Source organism: Variovorax sp. MSC1_012 (assembly GCF_023667525.1).
GTDB classification, from domain to species: Bacteria; Pseudomonadota; Gammaproteobacteria; order Burkholderiales; family Burkholderiaceae_C; genus Variovorax; species Variovorax beijingensis_B.
In genome coordinates, this window is record NZ_CM174443.1 from 4795570 (window position 1) to 4813757 (window position 18188).

The 18188-nt window shown below is 70.3% G+C and carries 18 protein-coding genes; 7 read left to right on the forward strand and 11 right to left on the reverse strand.

Annotated elements, in window-relative coordinates:
* The first annotated feature begins 19 nt into the window (after window positions 1-19).
* From L1081_RS22565 to L1081_RS22575, 3 genes are all read left to right on the forward strand, one after another.
* Window positions 20-1183, forward strand: coding sequence for a Gfo/Idh/MocA family protein (locus tag L1081_RS22565; RefSeq protein WP_489414151.1), 1164 nt, complete (start codon window positions 20-22; stop codon window positions 1181-1183).
* Between the two features lie 49 nt (window positions 1184-1232).
* Window positions 1233-1940 carry a phosphatase PAP2 family protein gene (locus L1081_RS22570; protein WP_489414152.1) on the forward strand — a complete coding sequence of 236 codons (708 nt, stop codon included), beginning with the start codon at window positions 1233-1235 and terminating at the stop codon, window positions 1938-1940.
* 80 nt (window positions 1941-2020) lie between these two features.
* Window positions 2021-2548, forward strand: coding sequence for a DUF3617 family protein (locus L1081_RS22575; RefSeq protein ID WP_489414153.1), 528 nt, complete (start codon window positions 2021-2023; stop codon window positions 2546-2548).
* A gap of 8 nt (window positions 2549-2556) precedes the next feature.
* Here the strand turns inward: L1081_RS22575 and hpxZ are convergent, their stop codons facing one another.
* From hpxZ to L1081_RS22615, 8 genes are all read right to left on the reverse strand, one after another.
* Window positions 2557-2946 carry an oxalurate catabolism protein HpxZ gene (gene hpxZ, locus L1081_RS22580; protein WP_489414154.1) on the reverse strand — a complete coding sequence of 130 codons (390 nt, stop codon included), beginning with the start codon at window positions 2944-2946 and terminating at the stop codon, window positions 2557-2559.
* 8 nt (window positions 2947-2954) lie between these two features.
* Window positions 2955-3731, reverse strand: a complete 777-nt coding sequence (locus tag L1081_RS22585; protein ID WP_489414155.1) for an ABC transporter permease subunit — start codon at window positions 3729-3731, stop codon at window positions 2955-2957.
* A complete protein-coding gene (locus tag L1081_RS22590) occupies window positions 3728-4561 on the reverse strand; it encodes an ATP-binding cassette domain-containing protein (RefSeq protein ID WP_489414156.1) in 834 nt (277 codons plus the stop codon). Before L1081_RS22590 ends, L1081_RS22585 begins: the two co-directional genes overlap by 4 nt.
* A gap of 8 nt (window positions 4562-4569) precedes the next feature.
* Complete coding sequence (locus L1081_RS22595; protein ID WP_489414157.1) at window positions 4570-5514, reverse strand: ABC transporter substrate-binding protein; 945 nt, start codon at window positions 5512-5514, stop codon at window positions 4570-4572.
* 49 nt (window positions 5515-5563) lie between these two features.
* Window positions 5564-6109: a VOC family protein gene (locus tag L1081_RS22600; protein WP_369649112.1), complete on the reverse strand. Its 546-nt coding sequence runs from the start codon at window positions 6107-6109 to the stop codon at window positions 5564-5566.
* Window positions 6106-7320, reverse strand: a complete 1215-nt coding sequence (locus L1081_RS22605) for an FAD-dependent monooxygenase (protein WP_489414158.1) — start codon at window positions 7318-7320, stop codon at window positions 6106-6108. The genes L1081_RS22600 and L1081_RS22605 overlap by 4 nt, the downstream gene beginning before the upstream one ends.
* 163 nt (window positions 7321-7483) lie before the next feature.
* Window positions 7484-8656, reverse strand: coding sequence for a cyanuric acid amidohydrolase (gene atzD, locus L1081_RS22610; protein WP_489414159.1), 1173 nt, complete (start codon window positions 8654-8656; stop codon window positions 7484-7486).
* Window positions 8657-8795: 139 nt separating this feature from the next.
* A complete protein-coding gene (locus L1081_RS22615; RefSeq protein ID WP_489414160.1) occupies window positions 8796-9701 on the reverse strand; it encodes a LysR substrate-binding domain-containing protein in 906 nt (301 codons plus the stop codon).
* A 132-nt stretch (window positions 9702-9833) separates the two neighbouring features.
* Between L1081_RS22615 and L1081_RS22620 the strand changes: the two genes are divergently transcribed.
* From L1081_RS22620 to L1081_RS22630, 3 genes are read left to right on the forward strand one after another with little or no spacing between them, the layout of a single operon-like run.
* Complete coding sequence (locus L1081_RS22620) at window positions 9834-10979, forward strand: ligase-associated DNA damage response exonuclease (protein WP_489414161.1); 1146 nt, start codon at window positions 9834-9836, stop codon at window positions 10977-10979.
* Complete coding sequence (locus L1081_RS22625; RefSeq protein WP_489414162.1) at window positions 10976-12631, forward strand: ATP-dependent DNA ligase; 1656 nt, start codon at window positions 10976-10978, stop codon at window positions 12629-12631. The genes L1081_RS22620 and L1081_RS22625 overlap by 4 nt, the downstream gene beginning before the upstream one ends.
* A complete protein-coding gene (locus L1081_RS22630; protein WP_489414163.1) occupies window positions 12628-15393 on the forward strand; it encodes a ligase-associated DNA damage response DEXH box helicase in 2766 nt (921 codons plus the stop codon). The genes L1081_RS22625 and L1081_RS22630 overlap by 4 nt, the downstream gene beginning before the upstream one ends.
* Before the next feature lie 10 nt (window positions 15394-15403).
* Here L1081_RS22630 and trxC read toward each other — a convergent pair whose 3' ends face one another.
* Complete coding sequence (trxC, locus tag L1081_RS22635) at window positions 15404-15853, reverse strand: thioredoxin TrxC (protein WP_209501056.1); 450 nt, start codon at window positions 15851-15853, stop codon at window positions 15404-15406.
* A gap of 76 nt (window positions 15854-15929) precedes the next feature.
* Here trxC and pdeM point away from each other — a divergent pair, with 76 nt between their 5' ends.
* Window positions 15930-16613, forward strand: coding sequence for a ligase-associated DNA damage response endonuclease PdeM (gene pdeM, locus L1081_RS22640; RefSeq protein WP_489414164.1), 684 nt, complete (start codon window positions 15930-15932; stop codon window positions 16611-16613).
* A gap of 119 nt (window positions 16614-16732) precedes the next feature.
* Here pdeM and L1081_RS22645 read toward each other — a convergent pair whose 3' ends face one another.
* Entirely contained in the window at window positions 16733-17257 is a 525-nt protein-coding gene (locus L1081_RS22645; RefSeq protein WP_489414165.1) for a TPM domain-containing protein, read from the reverse strand.
* Between the two features lie 2 nt (window positions 17258-17259).
* Window positions 17260-18186, reverse strand: a complete 927-nt coding sequence (locus L1081_RS22650; protein ID WP_489414166.1) for a TPM domain-containing protein — start codon at window positions 18184-18186, stop codon at window positions 17260-17262.
* Between the last annotated feature and the right edge of the window lie 2 nt (window positions 18187-18188).

Sequence of the window (18188 nt, forward strand, 5' to 3'; positions counted from 1 at the left end):
GTTCCTTGAAAAACACGACATGACCGATACACCTCTTCGCAAACTGCGCTGCGCCATGGTCGGCGGCGGCCGCGACGCCTTCATCGGCGCCGTGCACCGCAACGCCATGGCGCTCGACGGGCAGATCGAGCTCGTGGCCGGCGCGCTGTCGTCGAGTCCGGAGAAGGCGCGCGCCTCGGGGCGCGACCTGCACCTGGCGGACGACCGCAACCATGGCGACTGGCAGTCGCTCCTGGCCGACGAGCTGAAGCGCCCGCCGCAAGAGCGCATCGACTTCGTCTCGATCGTCACACCCAACCATGTGCACTTTCCGGTCGCGCAGGCCTTCGTCGAAGCCGGCTTCCACGTGGTGTGCGACAAGCCGCTGGTGCACACGCGCGCGCAGGCCGACGCGCTGGTCGCCGCCGTGAAGAAGCAGGGCACGCTGTTCGGCGTGACCTACAACTACACCGGCTACCCGATGGTGCGGCAGGCGCGCGAGATGGTCCGCTCGGGCCAGCTCGGCGAACTGCGCAAGGTGGTGGTCGAATACAACCAGGGCTGGCTCGCGAGCCAGCTCGAAGGCGCCGGCAACAAACAGGCCGACTGGCGCACCGACCCCGCGCGGAGCGGCGCGGCCGGCGCCATCGGCGACATCGGGTCGCATGCCGAGAACCTGGTCGCCAGCGTCACCGGCCTGGAGATCGAGAGCCTGTGCGCCGACCTGAGCGCGCTGGTGCCGGGCCGCATGCTCGACGACGACGGCAGCCTGCTGCTGCGCTTCAAGGGCGGCGCGCGCGGTGTGCTGATTGCCTCGCAAATCAACACCGGCCTGGAGAACGATCTGCGGCTGCGCGTCTCGGGCACGCTCGGAACGCTCGAATGGCGGCAGGAGCAGCCGAGCCAACTGGTGCACCTGCCGCACGACAGACCGAAGCAGATCTTCACGCGCGGCTCGCCCTGGCTTTGCGAGGCCGCGCAGCGCGCCAGCCGCCTGCCTGCCGGCCATCCCGAAGGTTTCATCGAGGCCTTTGCCAACATCTATGCCGGCGTGGTGGCCGACATCCGCGCGCGGAATGCGGGCCAGCCGGCCGATGCCATCGCGGCCGACTATCCACGCGTGGAAGACGGCGCACGCGGCGTGCGCTTCATCGAGCGCACGGTGGCCTCGGCCCAAAGCGAATCAAAATGGACGCCCTGGTAGGGCCGCGGGCTCGCATGCGCGAGTTCCAGGCGCACCGCATCGGGCGTTCATGACACCTTCTTCTTTCAAAGATCCGCCGCCTTCGAATCCACAGCCCTGGCTTCGCGCCCTGGGCCGGCGGTGCCGCGCGCTCTGGCCGCTGAAGCTGGTCGGCAACACGGTCGCGACCGCGGGGTTCTTTCCGCTGTATTTCTGGATCATGAAGAACGCCGGCCAGCCCTGGACGCTGCCGCTCACTGCGCTCGACCGGCTGATCGCCTTCTGGCCGGCGCTGCTGCCGGTCTATCTTTCGCTGTGGCTCTACATCGCGCTGCCGGTGTTCCTTGCCAAGGACAGGCGGGAGCTCTGGAGCTTTGCGCTGGGCTGCGCCTTCATGACGGGCATCGCGCTCGTGGTGTTCTGGTTCATGCCCACGGCCATCCCGAACTTCAGCATCGACACCAGCCCGGGCACTACGCTGCATCTGCTGAAAACCGTCGATGCGGCCGGCAACGCGTTTCCGTCGCTGCATGTGTCGTTCTCGGTGTTTGCCTGCGTGGTGCTCGCGCGGCAGCTGCGCGAGGTGACTGCACCCGCATGGGCTCGCGCGCTCAACATCGCGTGGGCCGTGGCCATCGTCTATTCGACGATGGCGGTGCGCCAGCACGTGCTGGTCGACGTGCTCGGCGGGCTGGCGCTCGGCATCGGCTTCGGGCTGGCCTCGCGTCCCCGCAAGGCCGTGGCGGCGGCAGCGGCGGTGCAGGCACGGCCGGCGTAGGCCGATTGCGCTATTCCAACTGCGCGCCGCGCGCGGTAGAACCCGGGCATCCTTTTCTTCGAACCGACGCGGAGCCCGCCATGAAGATTCGTCCATCCGCCATTGCCCTTTTCATGCTGGCTTGCAGCACGGCCTTGCCCGCGCTGGCCATCGACTATCCCGCGCGCAAGCCCGGCCTCTGGGAGATGAAGATGGGGGACGGCGCCGGTGGCGCCAGCAGCGCGCCGGCGCAGACCATCCAGCAGTGCATCGACGCCGCCACCGACCAGGCGCTGCGCGACATGGGGCAGGGCATGGGCAAGGACGCCTGCTCGAAGCAGGAGATGCGCAGGGAAGGCAGCACGCTGGTGATCGATTCCGTGTGCAAGATGGGCACCACCACCGCCACCAGCCACGCGGTGGTCACGGGCGACTTCGGTTCCAGCTACCGGATGGAAAGCAGCTCGACCTACAAGCCGCCGATGATGGGCAGATCCAGCGGGAGCTTCGTCATGGAGGCGAAGTGGGTTGGCCCGTGCAAGGCCGGGCAGAAGCCCGGCGACATGATCATGGGCAACGGCATGAAGATGAACGTCGTCGACATGATGAAGGGCCAGCCGAAGAAATAGCGCGGGCCCTAGCCCATCAGGCTCACGTGCGCCGACACCACGCGCCAGCCCTCCGGCAGGCGCGCCCAGGTCTGGCTCTGGCGGCCCGTGCGGTCGCTGCCCGCGCGCCTGAACTCGACGTTCGCGACCGCAAAGTCCTGCCCGAAGGTGGTGATGGCCCTGGCGGTGATCTCGCGCTCGAGGTTGACCGCAGGCCGGCCCTGGCGGAACGCGCGTATCGCGTCGTAGCCGTAGAGGTTCTCGCCGGCGCCGTAGCGCAGCGTGTGCGGCGAATCCCAGAAGAGCCTGTCGAGCACCGGCACGTCGTTGGTGACGAGCGCACGCTCGTACTCGGCGAACGCGGCCTCGACTTCGGCGAGCACGGCGGGCAGGTTGATGTCGGTCATGGAAAGGGTCATGGCTTGCATTACTTTCCGCCCCAGTGCACGAAGCGCCGCTCCGCCACCAGGAACACGAGGTTCATCACATAGCCGAGCAGGCCCGCCGCGAAGATCGAGGCGTACATGTCGGGCATGTCGAAAATGGTTTGCGCATTCATGATGCGCTGGCCGAGGCCATCGGTGGAGCCGATGAACATCTCGGCCACGATCACGATCACCAGTGCGATCGACACGCCCGAGCGCATGCCGACGAACACCTGCGGCATCGATTCGAGCAGGATCACGTCGGTCAGCACGCGCCAGCGCGGCGCGCCCATCACCTTGGCCGCGAGCTGGCGCTGCTTGCGCGCGCTCATCACGCCGTAGGCAACGTTGAACAGGATGGCCAGCGCCGCGCCGAAGGCCGCGACCGCGATCTTGGTGGCCTCGCCGACGCCGAACAGCACCAGGAACAGCGGAAACATGGCCGAGGCTGGCGTCGAGCGGAAGAAGTCGATCGCGAACTCGATCGATTCGTAGATCTTCTCGTTCGACCCCAGCACGATGCCGAGCGGCACCGCGGTCAGGAGCGCGAGGCCGAAGGACGTGACGGTGCGCACGATGGTCTTGAAGAAGTCGCCCCACAGCGTGCCGTGCGCCAGGCCGTTCCAGAAGGCCGCGAGGGCCTCGAGCGGCGAGGGCAGCAGCACCGGGTCGACCGCGCGTGTCGCATGCACGAAGGCCCAGAGGCCGATCAGCGCGGCGATGCCGAACAGCGGCCGCAAGCGGGCGCCGAAGGCGTTGGCTCGATGGGCGAGGCTCATGGCTTGCGCACCTCCCGCTGGAACACGTCCAGCGCGCGGGTCTTGGTGGCGATGAAGGCCGGCGTGATCGTGGTGTCGGCCGTGCGCGGGCGCGCCACGTCGAAGGGCAGGTTCTCGGCCACGCGCGTGGGCCGCTTGGTCAGCAGCAGCACTTCGTCGGCCAAGAGCACGGCCTCGTCGAGGTCGTGCGAGACCAGCAAGGTGGTGGTCCGGCGTTCGACCAGCACCTTCTGCAGCCGTTCGCGCAGGAACATCACCATCTCGTAGTCGAGCGCGGAGAAAGGCTCGTCGAGGAACAGCACCTCGGGGTCGACCACCAGTGCCCGCATGATCGACACCAGCTGCTGCTGGCCGCCCGACATCTGATAGGGGTAGCGCTGCAGGTCGAGCCTGACGTCGAAGCTCTCCATCAGCCTGTCCATGCGCGACTGCTGCTCCACCTTCGACAGGTTCAGGTACTGCAGCGGGTAGCGGATGTTGTCGATTGCGCGCAGCCACGGGAACACCGCCTCGCGGTAGTTCTGGAACACGTAGCCGATGCGTGTCTCGCGCGCTTCCTTGCCCTCGAACAGGATCTGGCCGCTGTCGCACGGCAGGATGCCCGCGATCATGTTGATCAGCGTGCTCTTGCCGCAGCCGTTGGGGCCGAACACCGACACGATCTTTCCCTTCGGGATGTCGAGGTCGAAGTTGTCGTAGATGGTCGCGTCCTGGAAGCGCTTGGTCAGCCCGCGGATCGTGATGTGCGTGCCCTTCGGGTACCAGCGGTGCGAGGCGCCGGCATCCGCGGCATCGGGCGCGGCGGTGCCGATCGGCAGATGGGTGCTCATGGTGCGCATCAGAAGGCCCGCACCAGCGCCTTGCCGTCGATCCTGTCCTTGACCACGCCCAGCTCGGTGCCGATGTCCAGGAACTTCTGGAAGTCGTCCACGTCGGCGGGGGTCATGTCCCTGGCCATCACGATGCGCGGCAGCGGCACGGTGGCGGCCAGCTCGGGCGGCACCTTCATGCCCTGCACCAGGTAGCCGCGCGCGCTGCTGTCGGCCTGCGCTTCCTTCACGCCGCGCGCCCACGCGGCCGCGAAGCGCCGGGCCACGTCGGGCTTGTCGGCCATGAACCTGCCCGACATCACGGCGCCGGCCGCGAAGGCCGAGGCGCTCTTGTTGCCCAGCAGGTAGGTGGAGATCACGCCGGCCTCGATGCGCTTGCCGATCTTCTGCGCGACCATGATGGTGGCCGACGGCTCGAGCGTGTAGCCGCCGTCGAAGGTGCCCGACTGCAGTGCGCCCAGGTGCACGCCGATCTGCTGCTCCTGGATCGTGAAGTCGCGGCCTTCGGCCAGGCCCACCTTCCTGAGCACCGCGCGCGCTGCGCCGATGTTGGCGGGGCCGGGCGCCGAGAACAGCTTGAAGCCGTTCCTGAAATCCTTCAGCGTCCGCGCCGGGCTGTCGGCCTTGACGACGAACTGCTCGATCACGTGCTGCGCGTTCTGCCCGTTGAGCGAGATGTACTTCAGCGTGTTGGGCCGCCGCGATTCCATGTTGGCGCCTTCGAGCGTCACCAGGTTCACCGCCGCGTCGATGCCGTTCGACACCAGCGCCTGCACGGTCAGCGGGTGGCTGGTCATGGGCACCTCCTCGATCTCCAGGTCGGCCTCCTTGAAGTAGCCGCGGTTCACGGCCACGTAGAACGGCAGCGCCGCGCTCGAGGGAAACACGCCGACCTTGATCCGGTCGGCTGCCTGGGCCGGCAGCACCGCGAACGCGGCGAGGACGAAGGCCACGGCGCCGGCGAGACGGGTGGCGGCACGAAGGGGCGCGGCGAAAGAAAGCTCAGGGGGTGGCATCGTGGGGTTCTCCGGAACGGGGTGGCGGGGTCAGGGCGGGATAGGTCAGCGGGTCGAAGAAGGAGCTGCCGGCGCGATACACGCGCGCGGCCGACATGTCGGGCGGCGCGCCGTCTTCCACAGCGCCTTCGAAGGTGAGCTCGAGCTGCACGCCGCTCGGGTCGTACACGAACAGCTGCCACAGCGTGGTGCCGGGCACGAGGAATTCGCGCCAGTCCAGCCCCGCGGCGCGAAAGCGCGCGACGTAGGCGTGGTAGCCCGAGCAGGCCAGCGACACGTGGTCGATGGCGCCGCTGCCGTGCGGCACCTGGCCGCCCTGGCCCAGCGCCGGGCCGCCGGCATAGACGTGGATGATGGCCTGGCCGCCCGGTTGTCCGCAGGCCAGCCATGCACCGGGGTAGCCGAAGTCGGGCCGCGCGATCTCGCGCAGGCCGATCACGCCGGTCCAGAAGGCGCGGGTGCGGCCGAGGTCCGCGGTCTTGATCGCAAGATGGAAGAGGCCGTGCGTGATGGCGGCGTTCGTTGTTGTCATGGCGCAGGCACCGGCTCGCGCAGCCCCAGCGACACGTCGCGGAACAGGGTGGAAAGGTCGCCGAGGAACCCGGGCCCGGTCTTCCAGCGCGTTCCGGCCACCGGATCGGCGCCGGCCAGCATGGTGTCGGTGGCCGTGATCGACAGCGCCATCGCGAAGCGGATGCGCTCGCGCCGCGCGGCGTCCACCAGCGCCAGCCAGCTGCGCGGCGCCCGGCGGCCGGCGCGGATCTCGCGCTCGAGGATCAGCGCGGCGGCGCAGGCGTCCTCCATGGCCTGGGTCGCGCCCTGGCCCAGCGTGGGTGCCATGCCGTGGGCGCTGTCGCCCAGGTACATCACATTGAAATCGGCTTCGCCGAACAGCACGTCGGACTCCTGCATGCGGGCCCAGTGGCTGTGCGGCAGGTTCGCGCACATGGCGTCCATCAGCCATTGCACCTGCGCGCTCGGCGCACCCTTCGCGGGCTGGTAGGTGGCGCGCATCGTGGCTTCGGTCTTCCATTCGTCGCGCAGCGGCGCGCCGGGTTCGACCGGGTAGGTCGCCGCGATGTAGACATGGCCCGGCGGCACGCGGAAGGCCAGCAGCCGGTGCGGGCCGTTGAACCACTGGCCGTAGTCGTCGATCAGGCCGGCGCTGGTGTCGGGCACCAGCGTGCGCAGGATCGCCACGCCCACATGGCGCGGCTCGGGCAGGCCCGAGAACGCGGCGCGGGTGGCGGAATAGCGGCCGTCCGCGCCGACCAGCAGGTCGATGTCGTCGATGCGGTGCTCGACGCCGCCCTGGACGTAGCGCACGGCGGTGCGTCCGCCGCCGCCCGTGGCCCCGGCGATCGACGCGATCTCGCAGTCGTACCGGATCGCCGCGCCCGCGCCTTCGCGCAGCACGCGGTAGAGCTCCGACCAGCGGATGCGGATGCCGGGGTTGTCCGCCACCTGCGACAGCGGCAGGTCGAACAGCACCGTACCGTCGGTCAGCGCGATCTGCCAGTGCTTCCACGGCAGGCTTGCGGCCTCGACCTCGGCGGCCAGCGCCGCGTCGCACAGGCGCAGCGCCTTGACCGCGTTGGGGCCCACGTTCAGGCCGGTGCCGGCCTCGGAGTGGTCGTCGGGGCCGACGCGCTCCAGGCAATGCAGTTCAATGCCGGGCAGCGCGGCGAGCCGGCGGGCCAGGATGGCGCCGGCCACGCCGGCACCGATGATCACGATCTTCATGCGGATGAGCTCTCGCTGAGAGGCGCCGCCGCGGCGGGCGCGCGACGCCGGTGTTGCCGGGGATGGCGTTGTTCGAAGGCGTGGCCGGTGGCGTGCATGGTGGGTGCGGGCACCTGCAGGATGCGTACCAAGTCCGCGCCGGCATCGGTTTGCAAGCGTGCCGTCATGCCGCGTGCGCGATCACCGCGACCAGTCCGCCGCCGTCCGGTCCCTGGTGCTCGGCGCCCCCCGAAACGAAGATGCGCGCGTCCCCCAGCACGCCGGCCACCATGCCGCCGACCGCGCCGCGGATGTGGCGCTGGGCATTGATGTCGGTGTCGTCGAGCATGGTGTGGCGCAGGCCGCGTACGTGGCCGCGGCGGTCGGGCTCGCACTTGACGAACACCGCCGCCACCCGTGCTGCATCGGCCGCGCCCAGCTGGGGCGCTGCGTTCATGCCCAGCGGCCGCAGCGCCTCGGCCACCGCGCCGATGTCCAGCGCGTCGCGCATCGGTGCGCAGGCCATGCGCAGCGTGCCTTCCCATGCCGCGCTGTGGCCGAGCACGATCACTTCGTTGGCCTCGACCTCGACGCCCGACGAAATGCTCGCGCGGCGGGAGAAGCGCTCGAAGTCGACCCCCATCGCGGCCTCCAGCGCCGGGTCGTCGGGCAGCTCGCCCAGTGCGATCGCCACGCCGAAAGCGCCGGCGGCGCGCGCCGCCGCCATCGAGCGGCCCGAGTCGGCGGTCAGCACCGTGTGGCCGGCTGCGGCGGCGGCCTGGGCGCGCGCGGCCGTCACGCAGGGGCACTTGACCTGCACGAAGGCCACGTCCTCGGTGCGGGCGATGCCGGCATCGCGCATCGCCTCGCGCACCGCGTCGGCAACCGACGCCACCTGCGCCCAGCGCCCGACATGCTGCGCGGGCAGCGGCGCGCTGACGGCCGTGCCGATCGCGAGCGCGCCCGGGCCGGGCCCGGCGGCCGCGTCCGCTGCGGGTCGCCCGCTGCGGGCGAACACCACGTAGTGCGGGCTCAGCACACCCTCGGTGCCGCCCGACAGGATGCAGGGCAGCTCGCGCAGCAGTTCGGTGGCCGGCCGGCCCAGGCGCGCGGCCAGCAGGTTCATCAGGGTCTGCGTGAAGTAGCCGCGCGTGAAGTCGTTGACGCCGCCATTGCCTTCGGTCTTGCCGATCACGGCCACCACCTGCGCGGGTTCGATCGCGCCCTGGTCGAACAGCGCGGCAAGCGCCGAGAGGTCGCCCGGATGCGCCATCGGCAGCCGGTGCACGGCCAGGCGCGGACGCGTGGCGGCCTGCGTCGGCGCGGTGCCTGGGGGAAGGAGCGTGTGGGCGTTCATGGATGCTGCGGTGCAACAGATGAACGCAGTATGGGCAGCCGGGGTGCAAACTTCCAGCGCAATGTTTCGCTCGGACCGAGCGCAAATTGTGTGCAGTGGAAGATTCGCCGCGTTCGCGGCCACGCGCCCGAAGGCCCGCTCAGCCCGGCAGCGCCGCCAGCCGGTTGACCAGCGTTTCCATGAACGACAGCGTGGCGATCGGCAACATGCGGCCGGCGCGCGCCGCCAGCACCAGCTGGCTGTGCGCCAGCGCCCGGTCCGACAGCGGGATCGACACCAGCTCGCCGCGGCGCACCTCGTTGAGCGTGCCGATCTGGAACTGGAAGCTGATCGCGCCCGTCTGCCGCGTGAACTCCTTGAGCGTCTGCACAGTGCTGGCCTCCAGCGCGACCTGCAGCGCGATGCGCGAGCGCGCCATCACGTCGTCGAGCAGCCGGCGGCTGCCGAACGACCGGTCGCCCAGCGCCACGATGTACTTCTGGCAATCGGCCAGCCGCAGCGTGGCGCGCTTCGCCAGCGGGTGGTCGGGCCGCAGCATTGCGCACAGCGGCTGTGCGATCGCGCTGATCACGCGCAGCGTCTCCGACGGCTGCGGGTCGTGCACCAGGATCAGTTCGACATCGTCGGCCATCAGCGACGCGACCAGGTTGCCCGTCACGCCCGAGACGATCTGGAACTGCACGCCCGGATGCGTCTGCTGGTAGTGCGCGATGGTGCCGGGGATCAGGTCGGTCGCGACCGATTCGGCGCAGCCGATGCGCACCGTGCCGCGCACCAGCCCGCGCAGCTGCTCGATCTGCGACTCGGCCGAGCGCATGTCGGCCATGCTGCGCCGCACCGCGGTGATCAGCACCTCGCCCGCTGCCGTGAGGCGCACGCCGCGCGGCAGGCGCTCGAACAGCGGCGTGCCGATGTCGGACTCGATCTCGAGGATCTTGCGGTTGAGCGCCGTCGAGGCCACGTGCAGCTTCTCGGCCGCCTTGCGGATCGACCCCGCGCGCGCGACGGCATCGAGGTAGACGAAGTGGCGAGGCGGATGCAGCATGGGTAGTGGCGAAGATTGTTCCACAGGGCCATGCGCGGCCGGGCCGGCGAAGCGAGCGTAGGCCGCCGCCCACACCGCTTCGCGCCCCGCCTTCGGCACGCGGACCACCGCGCCGGCCTACGATGTCGGGCCATGACCGCGCCGCTGCCCCACAGTTCCGCCTTGCGCCCTGGCGACCTCGTGGTGGCGCGCCCCGAGGGCCTCTACTGCCCGCCGGGCGACTTCTACATCGACCCCTGGCGGCCGGTGGCGCGCGCCGTCATCACCCATGCGCACTCCGACCACGCGCGCGCCGGTCACGGCCACTACCTCGCGCACACCGACAGCGCCGGCACGCTGCGCACCCGCCTTGGCGGCGACATCGCGTTGCAGACGCTGCCGTACGGCGAGGCGATCGCGCACCGCGGCGTGCGCGTCTCGCTGCATCCGGCCGGCCATGTGCTGGGCTCGGCGCAGGTGCGGCTCGAACACGGCGGCCGCGTCTGGGTGGCCTCGGGCGACTACAAGACCGAGCCCGACGGCACCTGCGCGCCCTTCGAGCCCGTGCCATGCGACACCTTCATCACCGAGTCGACCTTCGGCCTGCCGATCTACCGCTGGCCCACGCAGGCCATGCTGTTCGCCGAGATCGACGCCTGGTGGCGCACCAATGCCGAGGCCGGCCGCGCGTCGGTGCTGTTCTGCTATGCCTTCGGCAAGGCGCAGCGCATCCTGCATGGCGTGGATGCATCGATCGGGCCGATCGTGGTGCACGGCGCCGTGGAGCCGCTCAATGCGGTGTACCGCGCCGCGGGCGTGGCCCTGCCGCAGACGCTGCGCGTGACCGATGCGGGCGTCGATGCCGCGCTGCTCAAGCGCGCGCTGGTGCTGGCACCGCCCTCGGCCCAGGGAACGCCGTGGATGCGCCGCTTCGGCCACCATGCCGACGCCTTCGCAAGCGGCTGGATGCAGCTGCGCGGCACGCGCCGCCGGCGCGGCGTGGACCGCGGCTTCGTGATGTCGGACCACGCCGACTGGCCCGGCCTGCAGCAGGCCATCGCAGGCACGGGGGCCGGGCGGGTGTTCGTCACCCACGGCAGCGTGGCGGTGATGGTGCGCTGGCTCGGAGAGAACGGATTGGATGCGCAGGGCTTCAGGACCGAGTACGGTGATGAAGACGACCAGGAAGCTCCCTCCCCTTCCGGGGGAGGGCCGGGGAGGGGGCAAGCGGCGCTCGATAGGGACGCCGAGAGTCCCCATCCCGACCTTCCCCCGGAAGGGGAAGGAGCAAAGCCATGAAGGACTTCGCCGCGCTCTACCGCGAACTCGACGCCAGCACCTCGAGCCTCGCCAAGCAGGCCGCGCTGCAGCGCTACTTGCGCGAGGCCGATCCGGCCGATGCCGCCTGGGCCGTGTACTTCCTGGCCGGCGGCAAGCCGCGCCAGCTCGTGCCCACCAAGCTGCTGCGCCTGCTCGCGCAGGAGGCCGCGGGCCTGCCCGAATGGCTGTTCGACGAGAGCTACGAGGCGGTCGGCGACCTGGCCGAGACCATCGCCCTGCTGCTGCCGCCGCCCACCGAGGCGCACGACCTCGGCCTGGCGCGCTGGGTCGAGGAGCATCTGCTGCCGCTGCGCGAAGCCGGCAAGGCCGCGCCCGACGAACTCCCCGCGCGGCTGCGCGCGCAGTGGCGCCAGCTCGCGGCCGAAGAGCGGCTGGTGTACTTCAAGCTCATCACCGGCGCCTTTCGCGTGGGCGTGTCGAAGCTGCAGGTCACGCAGGCGCTCGCGGGCGTGGGCGGCATCGATCCCAAGCGCGTGGCGCAGCGCCTCATGGGCTACACCCACATCGGCGGCCGGCCGCGGGCGGAAGACTACCGCGCGCTGATCGCGCCCGAGTCGGGTGCGGAGCAGGCGCAGAAGACCAGCGGGCAGCCCTACCCGTTCTTTCTCGCGCATGCATTCAACCTGCCGCTCGAGCAATTCGATGCCGTGCTCGGCTCGCCGGCCAGCTGGATCATCGAATGGAAGTGGGACGGCATCCGCGCGCAGCTGGTCAAGCGCGCGGGCGTCGCCTGGCTGTGGTCGCGCGGCGAGGAACTGGTGACCGAGCGCTTCCCCGAGCTGGCCGTGCTGGGCGACGCATTGCCCGACGGCACGGTGCTCGATGGCGAGATTGCCGTCTGGCGCGACGACCGCGTGCAGCCCTTCGCGGAGCTGCAGAAGCGCATCGGCCGCAAGACGCTGGGCGCGAAGCTGCTGCGCGAGATTCCGGTGGTGCTGCTGGCCTACGACATCCTCGAATGGGAAGGGCGCGACCTGCGCGCGCTGCCGCAGTCGGAGCGCCGGCTGCTGCTCGACGAGCTCGTCACGCGCATGCAGCACCCGTCGCTGCTGCCGAGTCCGATGCTCACCGGCATCGAGTGGAGCGACTTCGCACGCCAGCGCGAAGCGGCGCGCAGCATGGGCGTGGAAGGCATGATGCTCAAGCGCCGCGACGCGCAGTACGGCGTGGGCCGCACCAAGGACGTGGGCGTGTGGTGGAAGTGGAAGATCGATCCGCTCAGCATCGACGCCGTGCTCGTCTACGCGCAGCGCGGCCACGGCCGGCGCGCGAGCCTCTACAGCGACTACACCTTCGCCGTCTGGGACGGCCCGCCCGAACAGGAAGGCCGCAAGCTCGTGCCCTTTGCCAAGGCCTATTCGGGCCTCACCGACGCCGAGATGGCGCGCGTGGACGCGATCATCCGCAAGACCACGGTCGAGAGCTTCGGCCCGGTGCGCAGCGTGGAGCCCAGGCTGGTGTTCGAGCTCGGCTTCGAGGGTATCGCGCGCAGCGCGCGCCACAAGAGCGGCATCGCCGTGCGCTTTCCGCGCATGCTGCGCTGGCGCGAGGACAAGCCGGTGGCAGAGGCCGATACCCTGCAGACGCTCGCTGCGTTGCTGCCGCCATGACCGCACCCGTGGACCCCGAATTTCTCCCTCCCCTACCGGGGGAGGGCAGGGGTGGGGGCCAGCGGCGTATCAAGGATCAGCCGCCTCTCGAAAGCCGCGAGCCCCCATCCCAACCTTCCCCCGGGAGGGGAAGGAGCAAGGCAGCAGCAGTCAAGGCGGCGCTCGACGCCTGGTTTGCAGCGCGCGGCTGGAAGCCCTTCAAGTTCCAGCGCGACGTATGGAAGGCTATTGCCGAAGGCAAGTCCGGCCTGCTGCATGCGACCACCGGCGCGGGCAAGACCTACGCCGTGTGGCTCGGCGCGCTGCAGGCGTTCTCGTCTGCGGCACCGCCGCCCTCGCGCACCGGAAAGACCACGCCACCACCGCTCACCGTGCTGTGGATCACGCCGATGCGCGCGCTCGCGGCCGACACGCTGCGCGCGCTGCAGCAGCCGCTCGAGGCGATGGATGCCCAGGCCATCGACGTGCACCGCTGGAGTGCCGGCGCGCGCAGCGGCGACACCTCGCCGGCCGAGCGCAGCGCGCAGAACGAGCGCCTGCCCACCGTGCTCGTCACCACGCCCGAGAGCCTCTCGCTGCTGCTCGCCCGCGCCGACGCGGGCGAGGTGCTGGGCCGCGTGAAGATGGTGGTGGTCGACGAATGGCACGAACTGCTCGGCAACAAGCGCGGCGTGCAGGTGCAGCTCGCGCTCGCGCGGCTGCGGCGCTGGAACCCGGCGTTGTGCGTGTGGGGCATGTCGGCCACGCTCGGCAATCTGCAGGAGGCCATGCACGCCTTGCTGGGGCGTGAACAGGGCGTGCTGGTGCAGGGCGCGGTGCCCAAGAAGCTCATGGTCGATTCGCTGCTGCCCGGTCGCGCCGAGCGCTTTCCGTGGGGCGGCCACCTGGGCCTCACGATGCTGCCGCAGGTGCTCGACGAGATTGCCGCCAGCAGCACCACGCTGGTGTTCACCAACACGCGCTCGCAATCGGAGATCTGGTACCAGGCCATGCTCGAGGCACGGCCCGAATGGGCGGGCATCATCGCGCTGCACCACGGCTCGCTCGACCGCGCGGTGCGCGAGTGGGTCGAGCTGGGCCTGAAGAACGGCGAGCTCAAGGCCGTGGTCTGCACCTCGAGCCTGGACCTGGGCGTGGACTTCCTGCCGGTCGAACGCGTGCTGCAGATCGGTTCGCCCAAGGGCGTGGCGCGACTGCTGCAGCGTGCGGGGCGCTCTGGCCATGCGCCGGGCCGGCCCTCGCGCATCACGCTCGTGCCCACGCACAGCATCGAGATGGTCGAGGGCGCCGCGGCGCGCGCGGCCATCGCGGCCGGCCACATCGAGGCGCGCCACACGCCGGTGCAGCCGCTCGACGTGCTGGTGCAGCATCTGGTGACCGTGGCGCTCGGCGGCGGTTTCGTGCCCGACGAGCTGTATGCCGAAGTGCGCAGCACCGCCGCCTATGCGGATCTGTCGCGCGAGAGCTGGGCCTGGTGCCTGTCCTTCGTCTCGCAGGGCGGGCCTTCGCTGTCCGCCTATCCCGACTACCGCCGCGCGGTGCCTGATGCAGAGGGCGTCTGGCGCGTGCCGGACGCGCGGCTCGCGCGGCGCCACCGCATGAACATCGGCACCATCGTGAGCGACGCCAGCATGGCGGTGCAGTACATGGGCGGCGCAAAAATCGGCAGCGTCGAGGAAGGCTTTGTCGCGCGCATGAAGCCCGGCGACTGCTTTCTGTTCGGCGGCCGGCTGCTCGAGCTCGTGCGCATCCACGACATGACGGCCTGGGTGCGGCGCGCCACCGGCAAGCGTGCCGCGGTGCCGCGCTGGAACGGCGGGCGCATGCCGCTGTCGACCACGCTGGCCGATGCGGTGGTGCAGCAGCTCGCGTTGGCCGGCGAGGGTCGCTACGCATCGCCCGAGTTGCAGTGCGTGCGGCCGCTGCTCGAGATCCAGCAGCAATGGTCGGCCCTGCCCACGCCGCAGACCCTGCTGGCCGAAACGCTCGCCACGCGCGAAGGCTCGCACCTGTTCCTCTATCCCTTCGCGGGACGCCATGTGCACATGGGCTTGGCGAGCCTCCTGGCCTGGCGCGTGGCGCAGCACGAGGCGCGCACTTTCTCCATCGCGGTGAACGACTACGGCTTTGAGCTGCTGAGCGCCATACCGGTCGACTGGCCCGCGCTGCTGCCGCAGGTGCTGCGCCTGCCCCAGGGCGAGGATGCGCATGCCACGCTGCTGCACGAGGTGCTGGCCTCGCTCAACGCGGGCGAACTGGCGCAGCGCCGCTTCCGTGAGATCGCGCGCGTCTCGGGGCTGATCTTCCAGGGCTATCCGGGAGAGAAGCGCAGCAGCAGGCAGCTGCAGGCCTCGTCCTCGCTGTTCTGGGAGGTGTTCCGCAAGTACGACCCGGCGAACAAGCTGCTGCTTCAGGCTGAGCAGGAACTGCTTGCGCAGGAACTCGAAATCGGCCGCCTGGCTGCCAGCCTCGCGCGCATGGCGACTCAGCAGCTGGTGCTGAAGCCGCTCGAGCGGCCCACGCCTTTTTCGTTTCCGCTGATGGTCGAGTTGTTCCGCGAGAAGCTGTCGAACGAGAACGTGGCCGACCGCATTGCGCGCATGGTCGAGCAGCTCGAAAAGGCCGCGGGCGGCGTGGTCACGGCCGGGGGCGTGGAACGCGTGAAGCGCACGCTCGCATTCGGCCAGGAAGGGCCGGGCAAGCCGCCGTCTGCGCCGCGCCGCGAACGCAGGCGGCCGTCACGGCCCTTGCCGCCGCTGTGAGCCGTTCAGTTCAGCCCGCGCCGTGCGCCTTGACCCAGCGCACGATGTCCGCCGCACCCATGGCGCCGGCCTGGCGCGCCACTTCGCGGCCGCCGCGGAACAGCGCCAGCGTCGGGATGCTGCGGATGTTGAAGCGCGCGCCCAGCGCCGGCACGGCTTCCGTGTCGACCTTGGCCAGCCGCACCTGCGGTTCGAGCTGGGCCGCGGCCTGTTCGTAGCCCGGTGCCATCTGGCGGCACGGGCCGCACCAGGGCGCCCAGAAGTCCACCAGTACCGGAATTTCATTGCGTGCAATGTGGCGGTCGAAGGTCTTTTCGTCCGGCAGCGCGGCGGAATGGCCGGTGAACAGCGCGCGGTGGCAGCTGCCGCAGTCGGGCGCACTGCCCAGCTGCGCCGCGCGCACGCGGTTGGTCGTGTGGCAGTGCGGGCAGACGATGTGCAGCGAAGGCGTTTCGGTCATGACGAAGAACTGGGGCTCGCGGGGTGAATTGCAAGACGGCCGCCAGCCCGCGCTTCTTTTGCGACACTCGTGGCCCGTGACCGCTTCGAATCTCCCCGCATCGGCGCTCCCGGTCCAGTGGGCCGGCGAACTGTTGCACCTGTTGCCCGAGCACGCCCTCTGGTGGCCCGAGGGCCGCGTGCTGTTCATTGCCGACCTGCACATCGGCAAGGCCGCGACCTACCGCGCGCTCGGGCAGCCGGTGCCGGGCGGCACCACGCAAGAGAACCTGGCGCGGCTCGATGCGCTCGTGGCGGTCCATGCACCGCAGCGCATCGTGTTCCTTGGCGACTTCCTGCATGCGGCGCAGGCGCGCACGCCGCAGGTGCTGGCGGCGCTGGCCGCCTGGCGCGCAGCGCATGCCTCCGTCGGCATGGTGCTGGTGCGGGGCAACCACGACAGCCGCGCGGGCGATCCGCCCGCCGCACTCGGCATCGAGGTGGTCGACGAGCCGTTTCTGCTCGGCCCTTTTGCCTGCTGCCACCATCCGCAGGCGCATGCCACGCACTTCGTGCTCGCGGGGCACCTGCATCCCGTGTGCAGGCTGTACGGGCCGGGGCGCGACAGCGTGCGGCTGCCCTGTTTCGTGAGCGACGCGCAGCAGGCCGTGCTGCCGGCTTTCGGCGAGTTCACGGGCGGGTGGCTGATGGAGCGCGCGCCGGGGCGGCGCTTCTATGCGGTGGGCGGCGCGGCCGTGTGGGCGCTGCCGTCATCGGAGTAAGGATTCAGCTCCTTCCCCCTCCGGGGGAAGGCTGGGATGGGGGCAGGCAGAGCGTGCCCAGTGTCAACGCAGCTTGCCCCCACCCCGGCCCTCCCCCGGAAGGGGAGGGAGAAAGAAAGTCAGAGGACGACGGGCTGGTCGGGCAGTTCGTTGCTGTCGGCCTGGTCGTGCGCCAGCGGAAAGTGCGCCACCAGCAAGGCCGACATTTCTTCCAGCGCCTGCGTGAGCCCGTCCTCGAAGCGGCCTTCGCGGAAGGCTGCGCCCATGCGCTGCGCCATCGCGGCCCATTCGGCATCGTCGACGCGCGCATCGATGCCGCGGTCGGCCACGATCTCGATCGCATGCTCGGCCAGCAGCAGGTAGATGAGCACGCCGTTGTTGTGCTCGGTGTCCCACACGCGCAGCTTGCCGAACAGCGTGACGGCACGCTCGCGCGCCGAGGCATTGCGCCGCAGGTAGGACCATGGCAGGCCCGCTTCCACGCAGATGCGGATCTCGCCGCTGTGGCGGCGCTCGCTCGCGGCCACGCGCGCCGCGAGGCGTTCCATGGCGGCATCGGGCAGCACGCGCCGCACATCGGCCTCGTCCATCCACTGGTGGCGCCAGATGCGGGCGAGCCTGGAGAAAAGCGTTGCCGATGCCATGCCTACCAGTCCCCCGAGGCGCCGCCGCCTCCGAAATCGCCGCCGCCGCCGGAGCTGAAGCCGCCGCCGCCTCCGCTGCTGCCACTGCTCCAGCCACCACCGCCGCCGCCACCCCAGCCGCCGAATCCGCCACCACCACCGCCGCGGCGTCCGGGGCTCGTCGCAGCCACGGCCGAGAACAGCGACACCATGAGCGCCGCCATGCCCGCCAGCACCGCGATGACGATGCTGGTCGTGATGAGGAAGGCAATCACGCCGATGCCGCCGCCCATGACCACCGAGCCCAGCTTCTTGCCGACGATCGAGCGCACGATCGGCGCCGCGACGAAGACCCCGATGAACAGGAAGATCGCGAGGTTCTCCCAGTCGATGCCTTCGCTGGAATCGGTGTCGCCGCCGCTGGAAGGCGCGGGCAGCGCCTCGCCGTCGACCAGCCCGATGAGCCGGGCCACGGCAGCGTTCAGCCCGCCCGCGAAGTCGTTGTTGCGAAAGCGCGGCTTCATCTCCTCGTCGATGATGCGGATGGCCGCGAGGTCGGGCACCGCACCCTCGAGCGCCTTGGCCACTTCGATGCGCATCTTGCGGTCGTTCTTGGCCACGATCACCAGGATGCCGTCGCCGACCTCCTTGCGCCCGATCTTCCAGGCGTTGCCGACGCGGTTGGCGTAGCTCGCAATGTCTTCGGGCTCGGTGGTGGGCACCATCAGCACCACCATCTGCGAGCCCTTGCGCTGCTCGAACGCGGCCAGCTTGGCTTCGAGATCGGCGCGCTCGGATTCGGCCAGCGTCTGCGTCTGGTCGATCACCCGCGCCGTGAGCGCCGGTACCGGCAGCAGGCCCTGCGCCCATGCCGCTGCCGCAAGGCCGCCCCACGCGGCCGCAGCCAGCAGGACGGTGGCCAGCGCGCGGCGGAAGAGGGCAAGGGCCATCA

Excerpts from the sequence above, each read along its gene's own strand:
- L1081_RS22565 (WP_489414151.1), top strand. The coding sequence starts at position 20 with ATGACCGATACACCTCTTCGCAAACTGCGCTGCGCCATGGTCGGCGGC.
- L1081_RS22570 (WP_489414152.1), top strand. The coding sequence starts at position 1,233 with ATGACACCTTCTTCTTTCAAAGATCCGCCGCCTTCGAATCCACAGCCC.
- L1081_RS22575 (WP_489414153.1), top strand. The coding sequence starts at position 2,021 with ATGAAGATTCGTCCATCCGCCATTGCCCTTTTCATGCTGGCTTGCAGC.
- hpxZ (WP_489414154.1), bottom strand. The coding sequence starts at position 2,946 with ATGACCCTTTCCATGACCGACATCAACCTGCCCGCCGTGCTCGCCGAA.
- L1081_RS22585 (WP_489414155.1), bottom strand. The coding sequence starts at position 3,731 with ATGAGCCTCGCCCATCGAGCCAACGCCTTCGGCGCCCGCTTGCGGCCG.
- L1081_RS22590 (WP_489414156.1), bottom strand. The coding sequence starts at position 4,561 with ATGAGCACCCATCTGCCGATCGGCACCGCCGCGCCCGATGCCGCGGAT.
- L1081_RS22600 (WP_369649112.1), bottom strand. The coding sequence starts at position 6,109 with ATGACAACAACGAACGCCGCCATCACGCACGGCCTCTTCCATCTTGCG.
- L1081_RS22605 (WP_489414158.1), bottom strand. The coding sequence starts at position 7,320 with ATGAAGATCGTGATCATCGGTGCCGGCGTGGCCGGCGCCATCCTGGCC.
- atzD (WP_489414159.1), bottom strand. The coding sequence starts at position 8,656 with ATGAACGCCCACACGCTCCTTCCCCCAGGCACCGCGCCGACGCAGGCC.
- L1081_RS22615 (WP_489414160.1), bottom strand. The coding sequence starts at position 9,701 with ATGCTGCATCCGCCTCGCCACTTCGTCTACCTCGATGCCGTCGCGCGC.
- L1081_RS22620 (WP_489414161.1), top strand. The coding sequence starts at position 9,834 with ATGACCGCGCCGCTGCCCCACAGTTCCGCCTTGCGCCCTGGCGACCTC.
- L1081_RS22625 (WP_489414162.1), top strand. The coding sequence starts at position 10,976 with ATGAAGGACTTCGCCGCGCTCTACCGCGAACTCGACGCCAGCACCTCG.
- L1081_RS22630 (WP_489414163.1), top strand. The coding sequence starts at position 12,628 with ATGACCGCACCCGTGGACCCCGAATTTCTCCCTCCCCTACCGGGGGAG.
- trxC (WP_209501056.1), bottom strand. The coding sequence starts at position 15,853 with ATGACCGAAACGCCTTCGCTGCACATCGTCTGCCCGCACTGCCACACG.
- L1081_RS22645 (WP_489414165.1), bottom strand. The coding sequence starts at position 17,257 with ATGGCATCGGCAACGCTTTTCTCCAGGCTCGCCCGCATCTGGCGCCAC.
- L1081_RS22650 (WP_489414166.1), bottom strand. The coding sequence starts at position 18,186 with ATGGCCCTTGCCCTCTTCCGCCGCGCGCTGGCCACCGTCCTGCTGGCT.